The organism is Flaviflexus salsibiostraticola (assembly GCF_003952265.1).
Classification (GTDB): domain Bacteria; phylum Actinomycetota; class Actinomycetes; order Actinomycetales; family Actinomycetaceae; genus Flaviflexus; species Flaviflexus salsibiostraticola.
The window spans coordinates 1,714,937-1,739,532 of sequence record NZ_CP034438.1 but is presented as its reverse complement, the minus strand read 5'-3'; the positions used below and the strand labels follow the sequence as shown (position 1 = coordinate 1,739,532).

21 protein-coding genes are annotated in these 24,596 nt (G+C 66.8%); 11 read left to right on the top strand and 10 right to left on the bottom strand.

Going from position 1 to position 24,596, the window contains the following annotated elements; all coding sequences use genetic code 11:
- Positions 1–164 precede the first annotated feature (164 nt).
- Positions 165–1,151, top strand: coding sequence for a winged helix DNA-binding domain-containing protein (locus EJO69_RS07980; protein ID WP_126040822.1), 987 nt, complete (start codon positions 165–167; stop codon positions 1,149–1,151).
- Between the two features lie 50 nt (positions 1,152–1,201).
- Here the strand turns inward: EJO69_RS07980 and EJO69_RS07975 are convergent, their stop codons facing one another.
- Positions 1,202–1,927, bottom strand: coding sequence for a hypothetical protein (locus tag EJO69_RS07975; RefSeq protein WP_126040820.1), 726 nt, complete (start codon positions 1,925–1,927; stop codon positions 1,202–1,204).
- 99 nt (positions 1,928–2,026) lie between these two features.
- On the opposite strand from EJO69_RS07975, the gene EJO69_RS07970 reads away from it, so the two are divergent.
- The gene (locus EJO69_RS07970; RefSeq protein ID WP_126040818.1) at positions 2,027–2,599 is read left to right on the top strand and encodes a low molecular weight protein-tyrosine-phosphatase; all 573 of its coding nucleotides are present in this window, start codon (positions 2,027–2,029) and stop codon (positions 2,597–2,599) included.
- A 34-nt stretch (positions 2,600–2,633) separates the two neighbouring features.
- On the opposite strand, the gene EJO69_RS07965 is transcribed toward EJO69_RS07970, so the two are convergent.
- Together EJO69_RS07965 and EJO69_RS07960 are read right to left on the bottom strand one after the other, a co-directional pair.
- Positions 2,634–3,932 carry an extracellular solute-binding protein gene (locus EJO69_RS07965; RefSeq protein WP_126040816.1) on the bottom strand — a complete coding sequence of 433 codons (1,299 nt, stop codon included), beginning with the start codon at positions 3,930–3,932 and terminating at the stop codon, positions 2,634–2,636.
- 87 nt (positions 3,933–4,019) lie between these two features.
- Complete coding sequence (locus EJO69_RS07960) at positions 4,020–4,466, bottom strand: SprT-like domain-containing protein (RefSeq protein WP_126040815.1); 447 nt, start codon at positions 4,464–4,466, stop codon at positions 4,020–4,022.
- 100 nt (positions 4,467–4,566) lie between these two features.
- On the opposite strand from EJO69_RS07960, the gene EJO69_RS07955 reads away from it, so the two are divergent.
- From EJO69_RS07955 to EJO69_RS07940, 4 genes are all read left to right on the top strand, one after another.
- Complete coding sequence (locus tag EJO69_RS07955) at positions 4,567–5,760, top strand: NAD(P)-binding domain-containing protein (RefSeq protein WP_126040813.1); 1,194 nt, start codon at positions 4,567–4,569, stop codon at positions 5,758–5,760.
- Between the two features lie 7 nt (positions 5,761–5,767).
- Positions 5,768–6,442, top strand: coding sequence for a hypothetical protein (locus EJO69_RS07950; RefSeq protein WP_126040812.1), 675 nt, complete (start codon positions 5,768–5,770; stop codon positions 6,440–6,442).
- 249 nt (positions 6,443–6,691) lie between these two features.
- Positions 6,692–7,282, top strand: a complete 591-nt coding sequence (locus tag EJO69_RS07945) for a hypothetical protein (RefSeq protein ID WP_126040810.1) — start codon at positions 6,692–6,694, stop codon at positions 7,280–7,282.
- Positions 7,279–7,530, top strand: a complete 252-nt coding sequence (locus EJO69_RS07940; protein WP_126040808.1) for a hypothetical protein — start codon at positions 7,279–7,281, stop codon at positions 7,528–7,530. Before EJO69_RS07945 ends, EJO69_RS07940 begins: the two co-directional genes overlap by 4 nt.
- 92 nt (positions 7,531–7,622) lie before the next feature.
- Here EJO69_RS07940 and hrpA read toward each other — a convergent pair whose 3' ends face one another.
- Positions 7,623–11,414 carry an ATP-dependent RNA helicase HrpA gene (hrpA, locus tag EJO69_RS07935; RefSeq protein ID WP_126040806.1) on the bottom strand — a complete coding sequence of 1,264 codons (3,792 nt, stop codon included), beginning with the start codon at positions 11,412–11,414 and terminating at the stop codon, positions 7,623–7,625.
- Between the two features lie 40 nt (positions 11,415–11,454).
- Here hrpA and EJO69_RS07930 point away from each other — a divergent pair, with 40 nt between their 5' ends.
- Complete coding sequence (locus tag EJO69_RS07930) at positions 11,455–12,459, top strand: endonuclease/exonuclease/phosphatase family protein (protein ID WP_126040804.1); 1,005 nt, start codon at positions 11,455–11,457, stop codon at positions 12,457–12,459.
- Between the two features lie 39 nt (positions 12,460–12,498).
- Here EJO69_RS07930 and EJO69_RS07925 read toward each other — a convergent pair whose 3' ends face one another.
- Positions 12,499–13,089, bottom strand: a complete 591-nt coding sequence (locus EJO69_RS07925; RefSeq protein ID WP_126040802.1) for a hypothetical protein — start codon at positions 13,087–13,089, stop codon at positions 12,499–12,501.
- Between the two features lie 201 nt (positions 13,090–13,290).
- Here EJO69_RS07925 and EJO69_RS07920 point away from each other — a divergent pair, with 201 nt between their 5' ends.
- Together EJO69_RS07920 and EJO69_RS07915 are read left to right on the top strand one after the other, a co-directional pair.
- Positions 13,291–14,370, top strand: a complete 1,080-nt coding sequence (locus tag EJO69_RS07920) for a VIT1/CCC1 transporter family protein (protein WP_245993580.1) — start codon at positions 13,291–13,293, stop codon at positions 14,368–14,370.
- A gap of 31 nt (positions 14,371–14,401) precedes the next feature.
- Positions 14,402–15,364, top strand: coding sequence for an ADP-ribosylglycohydrolase family protein (locus tag EJO69_RS07915; protein WP_126040801.1), 963 nt, complete (start codon positions 14,402–14,404; stop codon positions 15,362–15,364).
- A gap of 55 nt (positions 15,365–15,419) precedes the next feature.
- Here EJO69_RS07915 and EJO69_RS07910 read toward each other — a convergent pair whose 3' ends face one another.
- Entirely contained in the window at positions 15,420–16,532 is a 1,113-nt protein-coding gene (locus EJO69_RS07910) for an App1 family protein phosphatidate phosphatase (protein ID WP_126040799.1), read from the bottom strand.
- A gap of 268 nt (positions 16,533–16,800) precedes the next feature.
- Here EJO69_RS07910 and EJO69_RS12335 point away from each other — a divergent pair, with 268 nt between their 5' ends.
- Complete coding sequence (locus EJO69_RS12335) at positions 16,801–16,938, top strand: hypothetical protein (RefSeq protein WP_164519909.1); 138 nt, start codon at positions 16,801–16,803, stop codon at positions 16,936–16,938.
- Between the two features lie 3 nt (positions 16,939–16,941).
- Here EJO69_RS12335 and EJO69_RS07905 read toward each other — a convergent pair whose 3' ends face one another.
- Entirely contained in the window at positions 16,942–18,015 is a 1,074-nt protein-coding gene (locus tag EJO69_RS07905) for an IS110 family RNA-guided transposase (RefSeq protein WP_126042269.1), read from the bottom strand.
- 301 nt (positions 18,016–18,316) lie between these two features.
- On the opposite strand from EJO69_RS07905, the gene EJO69_RS07900 reads away from it, so the two are divergent.
- Complete coding sequence (locus EJO69_RS07900; RefSeq protein WP_126040797.1) at positions 18,317–18,925, top strand: CPBP family intramembrane glutamic endopeptidase; 609 nt, start codon at positions 18,317–18,319, stop codon at positions 18,923–18,925.
- Positions 18,926–19,032: 107 nt separating this feature from the next.
- Here EJO69_RS07900 and pgm read toward each other — a convergent pair whose 3' ends face one another.
- The 3 genes from pgm to EJO69_RS07885 are packed head-to-tail and all read right to left on the bottom strand — an operon-like array spanning position 19,033 to position 24,593.
- Positions 19,033–20,685 (bottom strand): phosphoglucomutase (alpha-D-glucose-1,6-bisphosphate-dependent), encoded by a 1,653-nt coding sequence (gene pgm, locus EJO69_RS07895; protein ID WP_126040796.1) that lies wholly within the window; start codon positions 20,683–20,685, stop codon positions 19,033–19,035.
- A 45-nt stretch (positions 20,686–20,730) separates the two neighbouring features.
- Positions 20,731–22,014, bottom strand: a complete 1,284-nt coding sequence (locus tag EJO69_RS07890) for a DUF2079 domain-containing protein (protein ID WP_211331392.1) — start codon at positions 22,012–22,014, stop codon at positions 20,731–20,733.
- Positions 22,011–24,593, bottom strand: a complete 2,583-nt coding sequence (locus EJO69_RS07885; protein WP_126040793.1) for a lysylphosphatidylglycerol synthase transmembrane domain-containing protein — start codon at positions 24,591–24,593, stop codon at positions 22,011–22,013. The genes EJO69_RS07890 and EJO69_RS07885 overlap by 4 nt, the downstream gene beginning before the upstream one ends.
- Positions 24,594–24,596: the final 3 nt, after the last annotated feature.

Here is a 24,596-nt window from a genome sequence, read left to right as displayed (position 1 = left end):
ACCGGTGACACGGAGCCGTCGTGTCGAATCGTGAGCACAATCCTAGTCCAGAACGATCATCCAGCCGAGGGTGGATATCGTGGGCGGCCCATGTCGGACCAGTCCGGCGGTACCATCGGTCCATCCTCGCCTGCCCGACAGGCGCACTGACCGAGGGAGTCCCCGTGTCCCCAGCGCTTGCCCGTCTTGCCTCGCAGCTCCTCGTCGAGGGCCGCGACCCCGAAGGGGTCGTCTCCCACTTCGGTGCGATGCAGGGGCAGGACCTGCCCGGAGTCATCACCTCGATCGCACTGCGTGCGACGGGTGGCAGGCAGGCGGTCATCGACGCCTTCAACTCCGGTGAGATCGTGCGGACCTGGCCGCAGCGCGGCACCCTCCACGTGGTCGGGGCGGACCGCGTGCGGGACCTGCTCGTCGTTGCGAGGGAGCGGACCTTCCCGCAGACCGTGCGACGCAGGCGCGAACTCGGCATCGACGAGGACGTGCTCGAGCGGGCCCGGGACGTCGTCGGCACCGCTGTCGGTTCCGGCATCACCCGGACCGAGCTCGTCGAGGCGTGGAGGCAGGCTGGCCTCGCGACCGAGCAGGGTAGGGCCTACCACCTCATCTTCCACCTCAGCCTCGAGGGCCTCCTCGTCTGGGGGCCGATGGTCGGCAAGGAGCAGCACCTGGTCCTTCTCGACGAGTGGGTGCCGCAGGCTAAAGAGCGGGACTACGACGAGATCGTCGCCGACATCGTCACCCGCTATGTCACCTCCCATGCGCCGACGACGCGGAGGGATGTGGCGTGGTGGGCGAACCTGCCCCTGCGGGACGTTGATCGGGCGCTCGCGAGTTCAGGTCTCGTCGAACGCGATGGCTGGTGGTGGGGTACCGACGACCACGGCGCTGCGAGCCCTCGCAGTCTCCACCTGCTGCCCGGGTTCGATGAGATGCTGCTCGGCTACGCCGACCGCAGCGCCAGCCTGAATCCGGACCGTGCGGCCGACATCTGCCCCGGTGGTAATGGCGTCTTCAAGCCGACAATCATGCTCGGCGGGAGGGTTATCGGAACCTGGCAGCGCACGGGCAGACAGGCCTCCTTCTTCGCGGAGCCGTCGGAGGCGCTGAGACGCCGGGTGACGACGAAGCTGGAGGAGATCCCGCTCTAGACTCCGAGCAGACGGCGCGCCGTGTCAGCGCCGAGGAGTGAGCGTCTGACTTACTCGGGGATCTCGATCTGCTGCGGGGCGTCCCATTCGACGTACTCGGTCGTGACGCTGAGCGGCTCCGTGTCCGGGGATTCCATCGTCATCGTCATCTTCTGCTGGCGGTAGTCATCGCTCACCCACATGCGCAGAGTGCTGGTCGAGGACTCGTCCTCGAACTGCGCCCCGAGAATCGTGTATTCGACGCCGTCGATCTCTTCAGTGCCCTCGACCGTGTAGGAGGTTCCCTCGGGGATGTCGGCCGCGGTGTAGGCCGGGTCGTGGGTGAGCAGGTAGGTGTCGTAGATCTGGGTGGCCTGGGCGGTGAGGTAGTCGCTGGAATTGATGTCGGCCTTCTGCCAGCTGCCGTCACCCGCATCCACCCACGCATCCGAGGCGTTCGCGATGATCGACGTGCCATCCGCGTAGTCGACCTCGACCGTGAACGGTTCACTATTGACCCGCAGAAGCGTCTCGCCGACGCCCTCGACGACCGATGTCGTCGCGTAGCCTTCGGTGCCGGCGAGGGCGAGGGTGGTGCAGACGATGAGGTCGTAGGCATCGACCTCCGTGGGCTCGCCCGCCAGCGGATCCGTGCACTCGTAATCCACAGCCTCCGACGTCTCGGCCGCATCGGTGGTGGCCGATGCTCCGGGAGTCTCGGGTGCCTCCTCGTCGCTCGAGCAGGCGCCGAGGGTGACGAGGGCGGTGACAATGAGGGCAGAGGTGCGTCGCAACATGGGGACAAGACTACGCGAGCGTGGGTCCGATGGCTCCCCCGGGATCACCCCGGGAGGACCGGACAGCTGTGCGTGGCGCGAACCCGTTAGAATCGCGCCATGCGCATTCTCGTCGTCTGTACAGGTAATATCTGCCGGTCTCCGATGGGAGAGGTCGTGCTCCGCGAACGGCTCGCCGCGGCCGGCATCGATGCCGTCGTCGATTCTGTCGGTGTCTCCGCCGAGGAGCATGGCAACCCGATCGATTCGCGTGCCGCACGGGTCCTGCGGGAGGCCGGCTATCCGGTCCCGCGCCGCAGCGCACGGAAGGTCACGCCTGAGGATCTCGAGGAATCGGACCTGGTGTTGGCGATGACGGTGGGGCATGCTCGCCAGCTCAAGAGGCTGGCCGACAGCCACGGCGTCGACCACGCGAAGATCCATCTCTGGCGCGAGTATGACGAGTCGAGCGATCTCGACTACGCCCCGCACGGGGCGTTCGGTGCGGGTGGTGCACTCACCAGCGGCGGCACCTCGGGGCGCGGCTACTCCGACTTCTACTCATCGGACGGGGACTGGGATGTTCCGGACCCGTGGTACGGCGGGCAGGACGGCTTCTATGACACGCTCGCCGCGGTCGAGAATGGCGCCGATGGGATCCTGCAGGTGATTCTCGACCGTCAGCGCCGGTAGCCGCGAGAGTCTCGAGGTTCTGGCGTCAGCGGCGCTATCCGCCGAGGGCGTCGTTGCCGGCGCGCTGGGCCTGCTGAAGGCCCTCGGCCACGGGAACCTCTCCGGCGAGGATGCGATGCCTCATCGACCGAATCTCTTCGAGCGCGGGTTGAATGTCGAGGTCGTGGGCTGAGACCGTGATCGCGTGCCGGGAGCTCTCGATGAAGACCGACACGTCGACCCCCTGCTTCGCCCAGTGGTTCACGTATGTGTCCTGGGCGCGGAGATTGCCCGGGAAGGCGAGGCCGTGCGCGGCGAGCGGCTCCTGACCCTTTGCGGTCCCCAGCCACTCGAGCAGGAGGGCTGTCGCCTCGGGATGATCGCTGTCCGCATTGCCCGCGGCGGCGACGCCGTCGAGGGACGAGATCTTGCCCTCGGGACCGCCGACGATGGGGGCGATGGCCCAGTCGATCTCCGCCTCGCGGGCGATGAAGCCGAGGATGTCCGAATCGGACTGGTAGAGCGCGATCTCGCCGTCGGCGAAGAGCGCGGGCAGCTGTTCATCGTCGGCCATGTCAATGCTCGGGCTGACGCCGTGCTCATGGATGAGGTCAACAAGATACTGTGTGGCCTGCTCGCCCTCGTCCGTTGCGAAGGCGAAGCGACCATCCGCGTCCTGGAACTGGCCCCCGGCCTGGTGGATGAAGGGGATGAAGGCGGTCCTGATATCAGGATCTGCGGCGAAGCCGTAGCGGACGACAGAGTCGGGATCGAAGTTGTCATCGGCAGCATTCCTGCCGTTCTCGTCGACCGTCAGCTCCGTGGCGGCAGCGATGAGAGTATCGCCCTCGCCGCCGTCCGGCGCCCACGTGAGGGCTTCGCTCCGCAGGTCGACATCGGTGAACAGCTCACGGTCGTAAAAGAGGGCGACGGAGCTCCACATCTGCGGCACCGCCCATAGCCCCTCCTCGACGGTGAACAGCTCGACGAGCGCAGTCTCCCAGTCGTCCGGGCGGGTGTCGATGGGCACGAGGGAATCACGGCGGTGAAGGTTGACGACCGTGGCGGGGTTGAGCCAGAACACGTCGGCCATCGTCCCGCTCCCCAGGTCGGCATCCACCCGCGGCCAATAGGCGTCCTCCTCGACCACCTCGATCTCCACGGTGACGTTCGGATTCTCCGCAGTGAAGTCCTCGAAGGATTGCCGATAGGCGGGGACAGCGCTGCTGTCCCAGAGTCGAAATGTGATCGTAACGGGCGTGTCGGTGGGCGTGGCCGCTTCATCGTCACTCGTCGGGGTCGAGCACGCACCGAGCGTGAGGGCGGCGGCGAGCGCGATGGCTGATCTCTTCACGGCGGCCCCCTCGAATGCTCTCGTGCGAAGTTTACCGCAGGAGACACCCGGTTCCGTGCGCCGGCGTCAGTCTGTGGGCAGAGAGCCTCACTCGCCGGCGCGCACCCATGACAGGGCGTGCTTCGTCGAGTAGCTGCGCGAGCAGTACCCGCAGCTGACGGTCCCCTTCGGCAGCCGGAATCGCTCGTGCGTGTGGCCGGCCGAGCAGGTCGCCCGCCAGGGCGCCGCAACCCTCGGGAAGTCGGGGCCGGTGACCCGGCTCGAGTCCGCCCCGATCCTGTGCGCCATCCGTTTCCACACCGCTCCATGCCCGTGGCCGGGACCGACAAGGGCGTGGGCGATCTCGTGGAGCACGGTCTGGCGCACCTGCTCCTCGCTGCACAGCGTCGTCAGGTGCTTCGACAGGGTGATCCGCCGGAGGGTGAAGTTGGCCTGGCCCGCCCGCCGGCGGGCGTGGTCCCACCCGAACCCCCAGTCCAGCCCATGCCGGGCGATCAGAGTGGTCGCAAGGTCGCGGGCTGCCTCCAATTCCATACCCCCATTTCACCACGGTCACCGGACCGCAGCCACATCCCCGCGGCCCAGTGTGGGGCACCACGCGGCGCCGATGCCGTACCTTTGAAAGATGACATGGATGAGCGAATCGGCGCGGCAGACTCCTGCTCTGTCGCCTGGCGCGTGGATCCCGAGCGGCTCCGACTGGGGCACGCATCCGGCCTGGCTCGATACCTCGGCAGGCCCGACCTCATCCGAGCTGCGGACGATCGACGTCCTCGTCATCGGAGCCGGTCAGGCGGGCCTCGCGGCCGCCTACGAGCTCAACCGGCGGGGCCTGCGAGGGTTCGCCGACGGCACGTCGCTGACCGGCACCTACCAGGTGCTTGATGCGGAGGTGCGGCCCGGCGGCGCCTGGCAGCACAGATGGCAGACGCTGACGATGGCGACGGTCAACGACATCGCCGACCTGCCGGGGATGCCAGTCGGCTCGCACGACCCGCAGGAGCAGGCCTCCCGCGTCATTCCCGAGTACTTCACGGACTACGAGGAGGCGTTCGACCTGCCGGTCATGCGGCCGGTCCTCGTCCATTCCGTCACCCGCGAGGAGGGCGGCTACCTCGTCCGGACCTCGGCCGGATCCTGGCGGGCGCGCGCCATCATCAACTGCACGGGCACGTGGAGCCGCCCTTTCATTCCCTACTATCCGGGCCTCCACAGCTTCGCGGGGATCCAGATGCACACACAGGATTACCGGGGGCCGAGCCAGTTCGAGCGGCAACGGGTCGCGGTCGTCGGGGGCGGCATCTCCGCCACCCAGCACCTCGCCGAGATCGCGCCGGTCGCGAAGTCGACGGCCTGGTTCACCAGGCGTGAGCCGCAGTGGGTCGAATCCGGCGGCAGGCTCATGTCAGGACTCGAGGTCGAGAGGGCTGTCCGGGAACGGGTTGAGATGGGGCTGCGCCCCCTCTCGGTCGTCGCCGCGACCGGCCTCCTCATCACCAACCCGGTGCGGGAGGCGCTCGCGGCCGGGGTCTATCGCCGCCGGCCGATGTTCACCCGCATCGTCCCCGACGGCGTCATCCAGGAGAGCGGGCGGCTCTGGCGAGCCGACACCATCCTGTGGGCGACCGGGTTCCGTTCGGAGCTCCGCCACCTTGCCCCTCTCAGGCTGCGGACGAAGCACGGCGGAGTCATGATGACGGGGACCGCTGTCGCGGGGGAGCCGACGCTCCACCTCATCGGTTATGGGCCGACCGCGTCGACGGTCGGAGCCCGCTGGGGCGCGAGGAGGGCCGTCCGGGAGCTGTGGGAGACGCTCGAGTTAGACTAGGGGCACTATGTCCTCCACTGATCTCGTCACCACCATTATGAAGGGTGGGCTCGTGCCCGCCGACCGCCCGCACGACAGGGTCCAGCGCATCGTCACCGGCCTCTTCTTCGGATCACTCGTCGGCTCGATGATCACGATCCTGTTCTTCTCCGAGCGGATGTCGCTCTTCGGGTATGCGGTTCCCTTCATCGCCCTCCTCGTCATCGGTGTCTTCGGCTACGGCGTGTGGGCGGCGGTCCGCGGCAGAGACTCGGACACGTCGATCCCCGTGGTGGCCAAGGTGCTCGGCACGACCGAATCGGAGGCGGAGCGGCGCACCCGGACGGGTGACATCGTCTGTCCCGTCGTCGTCCGTCCGCTCGACGGCGCGGACTTCCGGTCCGTCATCGTCTCCAGCTCGGGCTCGAAGGAGCCCGCGAAGGACCTCGCCCCCGGCACGATCATGGCCCTGCGCCAGGTCGAGCCCGGCATCGGCGACCTCGTGGTCGCCCCCGCGACGGATGAGCAGCGCGATCTCATGGAGCGCTGGGCGAAGAACCCGAAGCTGGTCTCGAACCGGCCGCCGATCCTGCCCGGCCGTCGGGGGCCGCTCGAGCGCAGGCCCTTTGCGTCTGCGCTTGAGTTCTACCTGTCGCTCAGCGCTGGGGCGGGCCTGATGTTTGGGCTGCTCCAGTTCGTCTGACGCTCCAAGCGCGTACTCTGGCATCTCAGGGGGTGGCGTGTGGGCGATGAGGAGACGTGGGATCCGCAGATCCACGATCCGGCGGGGCAGAGCACCGGGCCGGCGAGTCCCGCCGTCCCCTATCGCCGACCGGGGGCCGATGTGGATGCAGATCCTCACCCCACGAGCCCGCCCCGACCGCCTCAGAGTCCCTTCCTCGGGCGGCCGCGGTCGACGCTTCCCCCTCCGGCGCCGGCACAGCCTGTTCGGGTGTACGAAGCAGGTGAGCATGGGCACTATGGGGATGGCGGGATGCTCCCATGGTGGGCGTGGGCCGGCATCGGCGCCGTCTTCACCGCCTGCGGCACGCTCGCCTTTCTCGCTGTCGCACCGCCGGAGAGCATGTCGGGCGGCTTCAATCCTCGGCTGAGCGCGGACTACTCGGCAATGGACGTGGTGCCGGCGGGCGGTTCCTTCGAGGGCACGATGGGGCAGGTCTCATGGGCGCTCGATGTCCCCTCGGTCAGCTGGTACGCGGACCTGCAGGCCAGCCTCGAGACGAGCATGCCCGACCCGGCCAATGGCATGAAGTACGTCGCCATCGAGGTCGAGATCGCGACCGAGTTCCCGAACACGACGCCGATGGATGAGGCCTTTTTCCTCACCTACCTCGCACCGAGCGGTCAGGAGTACACAATGCACTACTGCAGCAGCGGGTGCCTGAGCGACCCGGGCCCCGCGGTCTACGAGACGGAGGGGTGGGCGTACTTCGAGGTTCCCCGCTCCGAGCGGGCGGGCGGCCACCTGCGGGTCAAGCTCCTCTACTCGGGCACCGTCGACACCCTCATGGAGCTGCGATGAGCGACTACACGCCACCCGATGCCGAGCCGGTCGACCACGGACCGATCGATGTGCCGCGCCGCGCGGAGGAGCCCCAGCCGATCGACGAGTTCCTCGGCAGGCTCTACGGACCGCCGGAGAAGCCCACGTCCCTCATCCAGGCCCAGCCCGCCAGGCAGAGCCCCCGCGCCTTCCCGCCCGTCATGTGGTGGTGGGCGGCTGGGACTGCGTCCCTCGCCCTCCTCGCCATTCTGCTGTTCCTCATCTGACCGAGCCGCCCAGCTCGAGTGGCAGGAACTGCCCGCTTGACCCTGGGGCCCGCCGGTTGACCGACGCGAACGGCGCGTTCACGGAATGACGATCAGCCGAGGAGCTTGCGGATCCGGGGGATCGAGACCTTGACGGAGGTGCCGAGCTTCTGCGCGAAGAGGGATACCCGGAACTCCTCGATCAGCCACCGGGCTCGCTCCGCCGCGGCCTCATCCTCGGTGCTGGACGGCCTGAAGCCGGCCAGCAGGTCCTCGGCCTCGGCGACCTGCGCCGCCTTCTCGTCATCCGAGCCCAGGTCGCTCGTCTCGATGCGGAGCCTCGCCGCGGCGAGGTAGCGGGGCAGATGCGGCAGCCATTCGGCCGGAGTCCTCTTGAGGAAGCCGTCAGAGACGAGCCGATCGACCTGGTCCCTGACCTCGACGGCCACGCCTGTCATGGACGAGGGGGCACGATCGATGGCCGCGAGCACCTCACGCCAGGATCCGAGGATCCTGCCGGTGATCTCGGCGAGCCGGTAGACCTCGTCCTCGACGGAATTCCTCAGCTTCGCGACAAGGGCATCGAAATCCTCCTGGGTGCGGATCTTCCCCACCGGACCGGCGAGGTTGCGCACGGCAGCCCACTGGAGATCAGCGACCAGCGCCTCCGTCGATGGGTATGGGGAGCCCGCCATTGTGAGCGCCAGCGTCGGCGACCACCGCGAGGTCACCCGGCTCACGGGCAGGGCGAGCTTCTCCGCCGCCATGGCGAGCACCCCGAGTCGATGCTCGCGGGCCTGGGCGCGGGGATTGTCGAGCACCTCGACCCTGACCGCGCCGTTCCGCTCGACGAGGGCCGGGTAGCCCTTGGCGCTGCCGGCCTCGACGGACAGGGGCAGGCCCGTGCCGAAGCCGGTCGCGGGCAGGGAGGGCTGGATGGCGGTGGCGACCGCCTTCTTGACGGCGTTGGAGACGGCCTGGCGGGTGTCGGGGGCGAGCTTCTTCTGCAGGTGCGCGATCGAGGGGCCCTCGGCGAGCACCTTCCCACGGCCGGACACGACCCGGAAATTGACGGAGAGGTGCTCGGGCAGGTCACCCCATTCGTCGATCGTCACGCCCCGCAGGTGCTGCACGGCGGAGGAGAAGGCCTCCCGGAAGGTGGGGGAGCCGGGCTCGCCGCGGGCGACATCCTCCCACGGCGGCAGGACCTCGAGCACGGCGCGGGCGACGTCTGGTGCCGGCACGAGCTCGCGGCGGATCCTCTTGGGCAGGGATCGGATCGTCGACTCGGTGAGGTCGCGGAGCATGCCGGGGACGAGCCAGTCGAACCCATCATCGGTCAGCTGCGGAAGCACCGTGACGGGGACGGAGATGGTGATGCCGTCGTGGCGGGAGCCGGGGTTGAAGTCGTAGGAGACGGGGAGCCGGTGGCCGCGCTGGACCCACGTGTCCGGGTAGTCCTCGGCGCTTGCATCGGTCTCGCCGAGCAGCAGCGATCGCGGGTAGCGCAGGTCGACCTGCCTGCTGTTCTTCTTGTACCACGCGTTGAAGTGCGCGGCCGAGACGATGTCCTGCGGGATCCGCTCGTCGAAGAACTCCTCGAGCTGGCGGGAGTCGGCCAGCAGACCGTGGACCCGCCGGCGCTGCTCGACCTCGCGGGCCTCCTCGATCGCCTTGGCGTTCGCCTTGATGAAGGGATGCCACGTGTCGCGCCACTGGTTCTCGACGAGGGCGTGACGGATGAACATCTCGCGCGCCAACTCGTGGGCCTCAATCGTGCCGACCTTCGACAGGAGCACCTGCCGGTCGGCGATGAGGGTGAGTCCGTAGAGCATGACCTTCTCGTGGACCATGGCGGCCCCGAGCTTCGTCGACCAGAACGGCTCCGAATGGACCTTCGACATGACGTGGGAGGCGAGCGGCTCCACCCACTCCGGTTCGATCTGAGCGACCGTCCGAGCGAACAGTCGCGAGGTCTCGACGAGCTCCGCCGCCATCACCCAGGACGGATGGCGCTTGGCGAGGCCCGAACCCGGCCAGATGATGAAACGCGAACCGCGTGAGCCCTCATAGTCCCGCCTCCTCTCATCCCACGAGCCGAGCGAGGACAGGAGGCCGACGAGGAGCGACTTGTGGATCTCCTCCGACTTCGAGCGGTCGAAGGCCCGCACGGCCGCGGCCACATCACCCGCCTCGTCGATCATCTTCCCGCTCGGGATGCCGATGCGGCGGGCGCCGAGCGACCGGCCGACCTGGCGCAGCTGAAGGACGACGTCCCGCCACTCCCGGAAGCGCAGATAGTTGAGGTACTCGGCCCGGCACAGGCGCCGGAACGCGGAACCGGACAGGTCCCGCTCCATGACGTTGAGGTAGCGCCACACGTTGAGGTAGGCGATGAAGTCGGAGCGGGGATCGGTGAACCGCTCGTGGTAGGCGTCGGCCTCGACCCGCTTCTCGCTCGGGCGCTCGCGGACATCCTGGACCGACAGGGCGGCGACGATGACGAGGACCTCGGAGATGACGCCGTTCATCTGTGCCTCGAGGAGCATGCGGCCGAGCCGCGGATCGATCGGCAGCTGGGCTAGCCTCCTGCCGACCTGGGTGAGCCGCCCGCCCTTGATCGCGCCGATCTCGTCGAGCAGCTGAAGGCCGGCCCGGACAGCCGTGACCTGCGGCGGGTCGACGAACGGGAAGTCCGCCACCTCGCCCAGTCCGAGCGCCGCCATCTGGAGGATGACCGACGCGAGCGAGGTGCGCTGGATCTCCGGTTCCGTGAACTCCGGCCGTGACTCGTAGTCATCCTCCGAGTAGAGACGGATCGCGATGCCGTCGGCCACGCGCCCACATCGGCCCGACCGCTGGTTCGCGCTCGCCTGGGAGATGTCCTCGATCGGCAGGCGCTGGACCTTCGTCTTATTCGAGTAGCGGGAGATCCGCGCCGTGCCCGGGTCGATGACGTACCGGATCCCGGGCACCGTCAGCGACGTCTCGGCGATATTCGTCGCGAGGATGATGCGCCGCCACTCGTGGGGGGCGAAGATCCTGTGCTGCTCGGCCGCGCTGAGCCGCGCGTACAGGGGCAACACCTCGATCGAACCCGGCCGGCCATGGCCGGGGGCGGCATAGTGGCGCAGGGACTCCTGGAGGGCCTTATCCGCGTCGCGGATCTCACCCTCGCCCGAGAGGAACACGAGGATGTCACCGGGCCCCTCGGCGATGAGCTCGTCGACGCCGTCGACGATGCCACTGATGAGGTCCCCGTCCTCCGGCTCGCGGTAGCGGAGCTCGACCGGGTAGGTCCGCCCGGAGACGGAGATGATGGGGGCCTTCTCCTCCGGCTCCGCCTGTTTCGGACCGAAGTGCTCCGCGAACCGTTCGGAGTCGATCGTCGCCGAGGTGATGATGAGCTTGAGGTCGGGCCGTTGGGGAAGGAGCTGGGCGAGGTAGCCGAGGAGGAAGTCGATGTTGAGGGAGCGCTCGTGCGCCTCGTCGATGATGATCGTGTCGTATCTCGTCAGGAGGGGGTCCCCCTGGATCTCGGCGAGGAGGATGCCGTCGGTCATGAGCTTGACGAGCGTCCGCTCCGAGACCTGGTCGGTGAATCGCACCTGGTAGCCGACCTGCTCGCCGAGCTCGACGCCGAGCTCGAAGCTGATCCGCTCCGCGACCGAGCGCGCCGCGATCCTGCGAGGCTGCGTGTGGCCGATCATGCCGTCGATACCCCGGCCGAGCTCGAGGCAGATCTTCGGCAGCTGGGTGGTCTTGCCGGAGCCGGTCTCGCCGGCGACGATGACGACCTGATGGTCGATGATGGCGCGGGCGATCTCGTCCCGACGCGCCGAAACGGGCAGGTCGGGATAGATGATCGTCGGAAGGGCGGCTCGCCGTGTATCGCGGTCTGTCATATCAGCATCGTCACCTATTATCGGGCCTGAAGGAGAATGGATGAAATATCTGTACGCGATCCTGGTCATCGCCGGGCTCGCGCTCGCCGCACTCACCCTTGATCCGTCGCTTGTCCCGTACGGCGGCTCGAACCTGGCGCTCACCCACCCGATCAGCCAGATGATCGCGATGCGGGGGATCGTCGCCGCGGTCATCGCTACCCTCGGCCTCATCATCGTCCTCATCGCGCTCGCCCGCGCCCTCATGCTCCGCCGCGGCCTGTTCCTCGGCATTCTCGGTGTCGGATTCCTTGCCGTCGCCGCCGGGCACGTCGCCGTCCTCGCGGACCGGGGACTCGATGCGGGACACATGCCGCCCGATTACGGCGTCACGCACGTCTCCCAGGGCACGGGAGAGGTGACCGTCCTGTCGTACAACACGCTCGGCGGGGCCACAACCATGGAGGATCTCCTGCCGATCATCGTCGACCGCGGCGTCGACATCGCCGTCCTCACCGAAACGTCGACCGAGAACGGCGAACGCCTGGCCGGCATGCTCGCCGACCAGGGCAGGCCCTTCAACGTCTTCCATTCGGACGCCGATCCGTACGACGCGGAGATCAAGTCGACCGTCGTCCTCGTCTCGCCCGCACTCGGCGAGTACAGGCAGGGCCCCGGTCTCGGGCTCACGTGGGGATCTGTCCACGTCCGGTCCCTCGGCGGCGGTCCCGACATCATCGGCGTCCACCCGATCGCCCCCGTACGCGGCCTCGAGGACACGTGGCTCGAGGAGATCACGTCCGTCTACCAGCAGTGCGACGCTCCGAACACGATTATGGCGGGCGACTTCAATTCGACCATCGACCACATGCACGCGACGGGCGCCTCCTGCCCGTCCGCGCTCGATGGGTTCGTCGCCGGCTACGGCACGTGGCCGGCGTCTGTTCCCGGCATCCTCGGCTCGCCCATCGACAGTGTCTACACCGACTGGACGACGACCGCGGCCGCGATCATCGACGTCGGCGGCTCCGATCATCGTGGCGTGCTCGTCCGACTGACCCGGTAGCCGTCGTTCTTCGTGAAGTGGTGGACGCGGGGCGCGGGCTCACTCTCGGAACAGATCGGCGAGCCGGCCGAGCGCATCCTGCCAGAACTGCTTCGTCTCAGGCACGCTCTCGCGCTCGAGCCTCATGTGATTGATGGCGATCTTGCATCGATGCCGACCCGACTTCGTCGGGGGCGAGGCTTCGAGGAAGAAGGCGACGCGGGTGTGCTCCCCGCCGTCGAAGCGGATCGACTTCTCCGTCTGGCTCACCTCGTGGAGCTCGAGATCGAGCCAATCCCGCCGGAGGTCCTCCTCGGTGAGGTAGGGCCACACGTCGGTGGCCGCGGCGGGTATGGTCTTCGAGCTGCTCACCGTGAAGCTGCCATCCCTGGCCTGACCCGGGGCGCGGAGGCCTCGTGACTGCTCGTAGCTGACCGTCACGCCCTGCGCCCACCACGCGTCGACCTCGTGCTTGCCGCCCATCCAACGAGCGATCGTCGAGTGGTCCCAGTCGCGTGCACCCGCCTCGTCGAGAAGCTCAAACCACTCCTCGCGGGTCCGGCCCGTCGCCTTCATCATCGCGTCATCGGACACCATGGATTCCTGTGCCCGCACGCCGGAAGGCACGTTCTCATCATCGTGATCGGCCATGCCTCGACCTTACCCCTCCCGGAGTGCCAGGTCACGAGAAAGTCTGCCGGCTGAACCCGATCTCAGCGCACCAAGAACGGCGGGCAAGATTTGAGGAGCCTCCTCCATCATCAACCGGACCCTCCCGGGCCATCCGATGTGATGATGAAGGCGAAACGTGGTCCGTCGATGTCGGCCGGGATGGGTGAGAATGGATCGGTGATGACCGAGAAGAGGAAGAGCCAGCGCCAGATCCGTGAATGGCGGCGCAACCTCGCCGAAGAGCGGGCTGAGTACTGGGTCTACCGGCGCCTGGCGGAGACCCGGACCGGGGAGGAGCGGGAGATCCTGCTCGAACTGGCCGAGGCTGAGAAGCGGCACGCCCTGCACTGGCGGATGCTGCTCGGCGGCGATGTCGGCATGCCCCTGCGCCCGTCCTTCCGCACGCTCCTGCTCGGCTTCCTCGCCCGCTGGTTCGGGTTCGTCTTCGCGCTCGCCCTCATGCAGATCTCCGAGGAGCGCGCCACCCGCCGCCGCTCCGACGAGGACGATTGGGGGACGCCGCAGATGGCGGCGGATGAGGCGGTCCACGCCGAGGTCATCCGCTCGCTCGCCACCCGCGGCCGCAACTCGATGTCCGGCACGTTCCGGGCGGCCGTGTTCGGCGCCAACGACGGACTCGTCTCGAACCTCGCCCTCGTCATCGGCGTCGCCGCCGCCGGCATCCCCAACTCGACGGTTCTGCTCACGGGTGTCTCCGGCCTTCTCGCCGGGGCGCTGTCCATGGCGGCAGGAGAATGGGTGTCGGTGCGATCCCAGCGCGAGCTGCTCGAGGCCTCGACGCCGGATGAGAAGTCGAACAGCCTCCTGCCCGCACTCGACTACGAGGCGAACGAGCTTGCGCTCGTCTATCGGGCGCGGGGCATGTCGACCGACGAGGCGACCAGCATGGCGAACCGGGCCCTCGACAGGATCCATGCGAGTGAGCACGTCAACGCGCTCGGCACGCAGCAGATGGATTTCGAGGAGATCGGCTCCCCCTGGCGAGCCGCCTCGTCATCCTTCCTCTTCTTCGCCACGGGCGCCGTTATTCCCATCATTCCCTTCCTCTTCACGTCCGGGATGACTGCCGTCGCCATCGCAACCGCTCTGGTCGGCCTCGCGCTCATGGTCACGGGCGGCATCGTCGGCATCCTGTCCGGCAAGCCCCCGTTCCCGCGGGCGATGAGGCAGCTGCTCATCGGCGCCGGTGCCGGCCTCATCACGTTTGTTTTGGGTCTGCTTTTCGGCACGTCTGCTTAACAAGCGGGGCAAAGGTCATTAAGCTCATGGCATGGAGACGTATGAACTGACCGATGCCGTGAGGAACCGCGCGCGGGGGACGCTTCTCGCCTCCGCAGTTGGTGATGCCCTCGGTGTGCCCTACGAATTCGACACCATCACGCTCGATGGCGAGCCGCAGATGCTCGGCGGCGGCCTCGGTGATTATGAGCCCGGCGAATGGTCGGATGACACGCAGATGGCGATCTGCATCGCCCAGGTCGCAGCAACGGGTGTTCGCCTCACCTCGCAGGCGGCCCAGGATGAGATCGCGGCGAAGTTCTTGGCCTGGTCGAAGGAGGGTGCGACCGACATCGGCATCCAGACCTCGAGGGTGCTCGCCGACGCACACCGGCGGGAGGGAGCAGCATCGCAACGGCTCCGCGCCGCCGCAGCCTATTTCGCGGCGACCTCGGACCGCGCTGCCGGGAACGGCGCCCTCATGCGCACCGCGCCCATCGGACTCGCGTTCCTCTACGACCGTGACCTCACCGCGCAGGCCGCCCGGGAGATCGCCGGCCTCACCCACACGGACCCGATGGTGGGCGACACGTGTGTTCTCTGGTCGGAGGCGATCCGCCACGCGGTCACCTCGGGCCGGATCGACATCTACGCGGGTCTCGACCTGCTCCACCCCGACGTCCACCCCTCCCTCATTGCCACCCTCAAGGAGGCGGAGGATCCGGACTTCCGGCCCGAGGCGAACTCCTTCACGATCACCGCGATGCAGTCCGCGTGGCATGCCGTCGTCATGGCGAAGGATACGGACGATCCGATCCGCAACGGCCTCTTCGAGGCGATCAAGCAGGGATCCGACACGGATACGACGGCTGCCGTTGCCGGCGCTCTGCTCGGTGCCGCCTTCGGCGAGGACAGGGTCCCCGATTATGAGGTGCACGGCTGGCCGGGCATGACCGGCTCGGACCTCGCCGACCTCGGCGAGACGATCGTCGAGAAGTGCCGGCCCCGATACTGAGTGGTGAGGAGCGCGATGCGTCAGCCGCGCTCCTGCTGAGTGGAGGCGGGTCGAGTCAGCCTCGACTCGTCCTCCGCGACTTCAGCTGATTGAGCTTCGCGAGCAGCTCGAAGCCGTCCGCGCCGCGGATTGTCGGCACGCCATAGCGCGCCTCATCGTCGCCGTCGAGCCGGGGATCATCGATGGCCTCGGGCATGCCGTGGGAGAGGACCTGCTCGACAGGGTTGAGCTGGCGGATGGCGATGCCGGCGACGTGACGAGGATGCTCGCGGGCCAGCTCGTCGAGGATGAGCGGGTCATGCTGGCCATCGTCCCCAATGAGGAACCATTGGATGTCGGGGAACGTGATGATGAGGTTCCTCAGCTGGGTCTTCTTATGCTCCTGGCCGGATCGGAAGAGTCCCGTCGGGGTCGGCCCCCAGTCGGTGAGAAGGAGCGGGCCCGTCGGGAACCCGTTGAGCGTGAGGAAGATTTCGAGGGTCGGCAGCGTATTCCACGCACCCGTCGATAGATAGAAAACCGGAGCATCTGGATGATCGGCGAGCACCTCGCGGTAGAACTCTGCCATGCCCGGCACCGGTTGACGGGTGTTCGTGTGGCGCACCCAGGAGTTCCAGGCGGCGAGGAGCATACGGGGAAGCCACGTGATCATGACGGTGTCGTCGATGTCGGAGACCAGGCCGTGGCTTGCGGAGGGGTTGACGACAAGGACCTTCGCCGTAATCGGCTCGGCCGCTGCAGCCTCGATGACGACCTCGTGCCACCCGGGCTCGAGCCCGTGGTCCTGGACGAGGACGTCGAAATAGCCGGAGCGATCGGTGCGTGTTGAGATCACCTTGTCGCCTGCCCGCACTGTGACGGGGAGGAAGCCGACCTGGGTGGTGAAGAACTGCCGCCATCCGCGCTGGGCGGTTTCGGATAGCTTCTCGGCGTGCTCAAGGGCCTCCTTGACCACCGAGTGGGTCGAGGTCGGCAGACGCAGCGGCTTGAACAGTGGCTTGGCGTCGGGATCCGCCATGACGGTCCGGCCGAGTACGTGGAGTGATCTCGTCGAACCATAGCCGGTGAAGCCGATGATCGACGGTCGCCAGCCCTTCTCGACACGGGTGACCGTCCCTCGTCGATTGAGGGAATCTTCGAAGCGTCGTGCGAAGTCTGCTAGCGCCATGCGGACCAGTCTACGGATATTCGCGCGCCGGACGAGCCGTTCTGACGGTCCGTCAGGGACGGAGGTTGCTCGCTCGCGGCGAGCGATCCGTCGGCGTGAGGGCGGCAGCACCATCTCTGGGCCGGAGAGAGTGAAGCCGCAGGTCAGGGGCGTAATTGCGGACAAAGTGGTCAGAGCGCGTCCACTCTGAGAGAAGCCTGGCCCAGATCCCCACCGAGTCTCGCATATCACTATCGGGGGTACTGGGGCCGGGTTTAGACTGCATGCGATGACAGTACTCGCAGCACCCCAGACCAGCCCCTCCCGGCACGTTCCGCTCCGGGAGATTTTTTCGGTCCTGGCAGTAATCGCTCTTCTTGTGGGACTCAACCTCGCCGCCCACTTCACGCCGCTGACGCCCTTCTAAGTGTCAAGCAGCAATCTGCGTCTGATTGATTACCTGGGTTCTGGTTTTGAGCGCGTAGAACATTTCCCGTGCGAGGTATCGTTTCACGCACCTGAGGGCTTCCATTTTGGAGTGCCCTTCGGAGAGTTTCTTCGCCACATAGTCCTGGGTTCTCGGGTCGGTTCTGAGTCTGCCGATCGCGATGATGTGCAGGGCAGAGTTGGCTTGCCGGTCACCACCCCTGTTGAGCCGGTGACGGTGTGTTTTGCCTGATGATGCCGGGATCGGGCTCGCCCCACACAATGCTGCGAACGCGGCTTCTGAAGTCAGCCGGTCGGGGTTGTCTCCCGCAGTGATCAGCAGCTGAGCTGCAGACTCATAGCCGACCGCTGGTTTTTTGATGAGGTCTGGGGCGAGATGATCAACAATGTTTTTGATCATGACATCAAGATCAGCGATCTCATCAGTGAGTTCCAGGTACCTACGTGCAAGGGATTTCAAAGCGATCTTGTACGCGCCAGTGACATCGCGATACTTCGTGAGATCTGGTCGCCATGCGGCTAGGGTGCGGATGAGTTTCATGCGAGTCAGGGTGCGCAGCTGGTCACGGAGTTCGTCTGGTGCTGACACGATGTTCATGCGGATCATCTGTAACGCGACTCGTCTGGCAGCGACCGCAGTTTTACGGGACACTTTCAACACCCGTAGGGATTCAACCAGCCCGTCACGGGTTTTCGGGGTCACGGCACGCACCCGGGCATAGGCTGCGTGAGCAGCATTCTCTGCATCGAGGGTGTCGTCTTTGCCTTTGCGCCTTCGGAGGGCTTGGTCGGGGCCGGTGACTTCGAGTACTTCGATATCTTGTGCGTGGAGGTAGCGCAACAGGCCCGCCCCATAGGTGCCGGTGCATTCCACCCCGATCCTGGCGATCTGTCCGAAGGAGCGTAACCAGTGCACGAGCAGCTTGTACCCATGCCTGGTCGTAGGAAAGAATTCGGTTGCGAGTACCCGGTCGTGCTGATCAACTACCGCAGCAACATGCAGGTCTTTGTGGGTGTCTACGCCACCAACGACAGTGATGAAAGGTTGTGAGGTCATGAGGTTTCTCCAATCGATGTGCATTGTTTGTGGTGCTTTCGTATCGACCGGTAACCTGGACAAGACAGTAAAGAGAAAAGGTGTTCAGGCCCTTCTTGAGTCACATGATCACGGCGAGGCGAAAGCCTCGCCGTGAGTGTTCTCGAATGGTCGACAGGTCCGGGGAAAGACACGCTGGTCGATCAGAGTGTGAGTCAGAACCTTTCGGGAACACTCACGGCACCTGACCGACTGTTCAGGGGTCGATCGCTGTGTGGGTCAAACCATTCGAGAAGATCAGGCACTTCTATTCTTACTGTCGATGTGGTTCTTCACGGTTCCCCTCGGCGCGATCATCATCCTCGCCGTCGGCAAGGCCTTCGGCCACACGTGGGCCGACATCGGCCTATCTCGGAGAACCGTCAAGAAGGGCCTTATCTACGGCGGTATCGCCGCCGGGGCTGTTCTGCTCGCAGTCATCATCGGCATGCTCCTGCCGATCACTCGTGACTTCTTCCTCAGCGACACCTATTCGTCGGCACGCAAGGCGCTTGTCGCCGCGTTCATTCTCATCCCCATCCAGACGGTTCTGCCCGAAGAGCTGGCATTCCGCGGGATCCTCCACAGCTCGCTCCACAAGCTCGGCGGACTCAAAGCCGTCGTCATCATCGGCTCGCTGCTGTTCGGACTCTGGCATATCGGCTCCTCGCTCCACCTGACCGCGGGCAACGCCGGCCTCACGAACATTCTCGGCTCGGGAACCGGAGCCCAGTGGGCCGGAATCGGCCTCGCCGTCATCGCCACCTCGTTCGCGGGTGCCGCCTTCACGTGGCTGCGTCACCGAGCCGACTCGATCCTCGCCCCCATCGGCCTCCACTGGGCCTTCAACGCCTTCGGCGCGCTGGCCGCAGCGGCCGCCTTCCAGCTGTAGCGGGCGCCGCCCTCGCGTGCGAGCGGCCCGGACCATAGACAGAGCAGAGCAGGAGACAGCGGGACCCGCCACTACGGCGGGTCCCGCTGCATGTCAGGCGGAGCCTGTCAGCCCTTCAGTGCTGCGTTGACCACCTCGCGGGCGGCCTCCTGCACCTCGGCGAGGTGCTCTTCGCCCTTGAAGGACTCGGCGTAGATCTTGTACACGTCCTCCGTGCCCGAGGGGCGCGCGGCGAACCAGGCGTTCTTCGTCGTCACCTTGAGTCCGCCGATCGGCTCGCCGTTGCCGGGGGCGTTGACGAGGCGGTCGGTGATCTCCTCGCCCGCGAGTTCCGTCGCCGTCACATCCGAGGGGGACAGGGCGCCGAGCTTCGCCTTCTCCTCCTTGGAGGCGGGGGCGTCGATGCGGGCGTAGGCCGAGGGTGAGTGCTTCTCGACGAGCTCGGCGTGGAGCTGGGACGGCGTCCTGCCGGTCACGGCCACCATCTCAGCGGCGAGGAGGCAGAGAAGGAGGCCGTCCTTGTCGGTCGTCCACACGGTGCCGTCCCTGCGGAGGAAGGAGGCGCCGGCCGACTCCTCACCGCCGAAGCCGAGCGAGCCGTCGAGCAGGCCGGGCACGAAGTGCTTGAAGCCGACGGGGACCTCGACGAGGCGCCGGCCGAGGGCGTCGGCGACACGGTCGATGAGAGCGGAGGAGACGAGGGTCTTGCCGATCCCCGCGTCCTTCCGCCACCCCTCCCGGTGCGTAAACAGATAGTCGATCGCAACCGCGAGGAAGTGGTTCGGGTTCATGAGCCCGCCATCCTTCGTCACGATGCCATGCCGATCTGCGTCGGCATCATTGCCTGTCGCAATGTCGAACGGCGCGTCCCCGCTCATGCGGTCCCGCAGCGCCGCCATCGCGTACGGGGAGGAGCAGTCCATGCGGATCTTCTCATCCCAGTCGAGGGTCATGAACCGCCACGTCGGGTCGACCTCGGGGTTGACGACCGTGAGGTCGATTCCGTATCGCTCGGCGATGGCACCCCAATAGTCGACCGAGGCCCCACCCATCGGGTCCGCCCCGATCTTCACTCCCGCGGTGCGGATCGCCTCCATGTCGATGACGTTCTCCAGGTCGTCGACGTAGGCGGAGAGGAAGTCGTGGGTCCCCGTGCCGGGCGCGACGCGGGCCTCCTCGTACGGCAGGCGCGGAATTGACCGCCAGTCCTTCATGAGCTCGTTCGCGCGGGCCGCGATCCATGAGGTCGCCTCGGAATCGGCCGGGCCGCCGGTCGGCGGATTGTATTTGAAGCCGCCGTCGCGGGGCGGGTTGTGGGAGGGCGTGATGACAACCCCATCGGCCAGCCCCGGCCCCTTGACCCGGACACCCGCATCGGTGCCCGCGCCGTTGGCGCGGAGGATCGCGAGGGAGACTGCCGGGGTCGGGGTGAAGCGGTTGCGTGCATCGAGGCGGATCGTCACGCCGTGCGCCGCGAAGACCTCGACGGCGGTGCGCTGCGCGGGCTCCGACAGTGCGTGTGTGTCGCGACCGATGTAGAGCTCACCGTCATAGCCCTGCTCCGCGCGATATTCGACGATGGCGGCGGCGATGGCGGCGATGTGGCCCTCATTGAAGGCGCCGTCGAGGGACGAGCCGCGGTGCCCCGAGGTGCCGAAGGCCACGGGCTCGACCGGCTCACGGTCATAGTAGGCGGAGACGACCTCGTCGACGTCGATGAGGTCTTCTGGACGTGCTGGGGTACCTGCTCGATCACTCATGACTCAATAGTGCCACTCGAATCTTCGAATGGCGTGGGAGAACCGTCAATCAGCGGGCGCGACGACCTGCCAGCGCTCATCGAGGTAGACGGTTCGCCACTCGCCCCCGATATACTCCTCGGCCCACTCCTCGGCGTCGACGCGTCGGAGCCGGTCAACTGCCACCGCGTCGGGCACGACCTCCCCGAGAGTCCCGAGCCAATACGCATTCGTGTGCGGCACGAGGTAGGCGAGCAGACTGGTGTCGCTCGCCACCGTGTCGTATGACTGGGCGACGGCGAGTGCGCCTGACGCGTCCGCCTGCCAGCCCTCGCGGTCCCACAGAAGATCGACCCGGGTCTGGGTCAGCATGCCGATCGCCGCGGCGAGGGCGATGACGGGGGCGAGTGTCCGCCACCTGCCGGTCGCGGCCTCGATGAGGGCGACGGCGGCGATGGGAATGAGCGGGGCGGAGTAGTGGAACTCCCATCCCCAGTAGAAGCTGACATTGCCGACGAAGCGCCATGCGAGGGTCGGCAGCATGATGAGCATGAGGGGTGAGCGGACGCCGACGATGCCGGCGGCGAGGATGAGGAGGGCGACGGTGAAGGCCTTCTCCGGCATCCCGGCCGTCAGCTGGCTCACGAGCGAGAGATTGTCCGTGTAGTCCCACTGGCCGTACGGGTTGAGGGCCGGCAGGATCACCATCGTCGCCAGCGCGGCCCACACGAGACCCCAGGCGACAAAGAACAGCCCGAAGCGGAGATTCTCGCGGCTGCGCTCGCGGAGGTAGATCGCGAGGCCGAACGCGGCCACGGTCAGCCCCAGGTCCTCCTTGACGAAGACAAGCAGGGCAATGGCGACCGCGGCGTGGATCTTCCTGCCCCGCACCCACCACACGAGGCCGAATGCGAGGAGGGGGACCGCGAAGGCGATCTCGTGGAACTGTGCCCACACGGCGTTGAAGAGGCCCCACGACAGGACGTAGGAGCCGCCCACGAGGAGGGCGGGGCCGCGGCCCAGCCGCTCCTGGGCCAGGCTGACGATCGGCCACGCCGAGGCCGCGAACAGTGCCGACTGGATGACGAGCAGGGTGAAGCCCGTGGGGAAGAGCCGGTAGAACGGCGCGAGAAGGACGAGGATCGGGTGGAAATGATCGCCCAGCAGGTTGTATCCGTCGCCCTTGATGTCGACGATCGGGACCTCGACGTTCGCGTAGGCCTTCGCCAGCTGGGTGAAGATCCCGAGATCCCACGAGGGGGAGATGTAGTTGTCCCACATGATCCACGACAGGGCCGTGTAGAGGACGAAGGCGGCAAGGCTGAAGCCTGCCGGCATGAGTCGCCTCACGCAAGATCCTTCCGCTGGAGGTGGCGCAGGGCGAACCATCCGAGCGGAACCCCGCCCCAGAACGTGAGCAGGCGGTAGATGAGTGCGGTCGACAGTGCGATCGAGTAGGGGATTCCCGCGACCGCGAGACCGCCCGTGAGGGCAGCCTCAACGGGGCCGATACCGCCGGGGGAGGGCACGACCGAGCCGAGCGTGTTCGAGATGAGGAAGGTGATCGCGAGGGTCATGACGGGCAGCGTGTACCCGAAGGAGGCGAGCGAGAAGCCGAAGGCGGCCACATAGCCGACCGTCTGGAGAAGAGAGCCGGCAATGCCGAGGAGGATCTTGTCAGGATGCGAGATCAGCCAGACGACTCGGGGCCACACCTGGTCGAAGGTCGGCTGGATCTTTGCGGAGAGCCAGCGGCGCAGCGGCTTGATGAGGAGGAGTGCGGCGACGATGGCGAGCAGCGCGACGATCGTGAAGATGAGCGAGCCGGACGGCAGGGACAGGGCCCCCATCTCCCCCGTCAACAGGGCGACGAGGATGAGAGTGAGGATTGTCGTCACGAGCTGAGCGATCTGGACGAGGGAGACAGTCGCGACCCCGAGGGTGGTCGGAATTCCCTTCTTGTTGAGGTAGCGCAGGTTGAGGGCGGCGGGGCCGATGCCAGCCGGCATGACGAGCGTGATGATCGACGCGGCCACCTGGACGATTGTTGTCTCGCCGAGCGGGAGCCGTTCAGGCGTGTAGGCCTTGAGGTGGAGCGCCGCCCCAAAGTACGTGAGGACAGAGCCGCCGAAGGCGGCGACGAGGAACAGCGGATTCGCCTGCCGCATCGCCGCCCACACGTCGGCGAAGTTGATCGAGCCGAGCAGGATGTAGACCGCGAACACGCCGATCGTCACCGAGACGACCGTCTTCGGCGAGAAGCGCCGCACCTCGATCTGGGTCGGGGTCTCGTTCGAGGGGACGCGGGCCGAGATCGCCTCCCGCAGGCTCTTCGCAACGTCCTTCCCCATGCGCGACACCGTCTGACGGGGCAGGATGCTCCGCTGCATGATCGGAGCGGTCGTCAGCAGCTGCTCGCGGCTGTAGACGCGCTCGAAAGAGGCCAGCGCACGCTCGGTGCCGACGAGGGCTGCGAGCATGGTGATGCCCTGAGCGAGGTCGATGCGGCGGGCGATCTCGGACGAGGCGATCGTCCCGTCATGCCAGTTCGTGACGATGAGCTCGCCCTTGTCGAGGAGGACGATGCCGGCGTGGATGTTGCGGTGGGCGAGGCCCTTCCTGTGGGCGGTTGCGAGCACCTCCCACAGCTGGTCGATGACCTCGTCCGTCAGATCCTCCTCCTCCACCTCCGCGAGCGTGGGCGCGCGCAGCAGCTTCGTGAGGATGACGACGGAGTCATCGGAGGAGGAGACTCCGACGAGGTCGGGGCCGACGATGCCGCTGTGCTGGGCGGCAAGCGTCATGAGCGTGACCTTGTCGGCCGTGCCGTGGATCGTCGCATCCGACTGCCTGTACTGGATCCGCAGGCGGATCTTCGACCAGGTCGAGGAGAGCCACGAGAGGAGGTGCCGATCCCCATCGAGGACGGCGGCATGATGGGCGACGCCGCTGGAGTCGATGATGACGTAGTTCCGGGAGATCGTGTCCGAGCGGGGCACGGAGAATCGCTCGTAGTCCTCGAAGACGGCAACCGGGTCGACGGCCGCCTCGGGCACGATCCCCTCCGATTTCGAGTCCTCATCGACGATGTCGATGGGGTCGAATGCTCGGGTGAGGAGCTCCTGGATCTGGGCGATGCCGAACCGGTCCAGATAGCCGATCGGGGACGACGTCGTCACCCGCCACGCGTAGAGATTGTCGATGTCGATAGCCCCGACCCGAACGACCTCGGCGGCGTCGACGCCGGCTCGGCGGATGAGGCGGATGAGGCTGAGGCCGCCCGCGCGTTCGGGCACGGTGCCGATGAGGAAGACGACGAGCTGGCCGACGACGGAGCCGAGGAGGACGATGGAGATCGCGCCCGGCAGGGTCTGCTGACCCTGAAGGATCGAGAGGATGACGACGATCCACAGCAGCGGCCACGTCCAGCGCACCGACACGAGGGAGCCGCGGGTTCCCGCGGCCGTGCACAGCGCCGCGATGATCGCCATGTAGGGCACGAGGAGGATGATCGACTGGCCCTCGACGGCGACCGCGATCGTGTTCGTGATCGGGGAATCCGGCAGGTATTCCTTGAGCAGCCAGACCGTCACGTTTGACAGGATCCCGGCGAACACCATGGCGAGGACGGCGCTCGCGAGCGCCCGCCACCGCCGCGTCCACATGAGCTCCATGAGGACGGCGAGTGGGGCGAAGAAGGTGAGCAGGCCCTCGAGGATGTTGACCGGCATGATGAAGACCGCCGCGAGAAAGTCGTTCGTCGCCTCACGGACGTCCGTTGTCACTGCGACCGTCGTCGACGCGGCGTACACGGAGAACGCCAAGATGAAGACAATCCCTGCGAAGGAAAGAAGCGCGCCGAAAAGGTCGCGCGGCCTGCGTATCCACCGATCCTCGGCGTCGACGAGGAGAGCGGCTCTCCGTGTCATGAG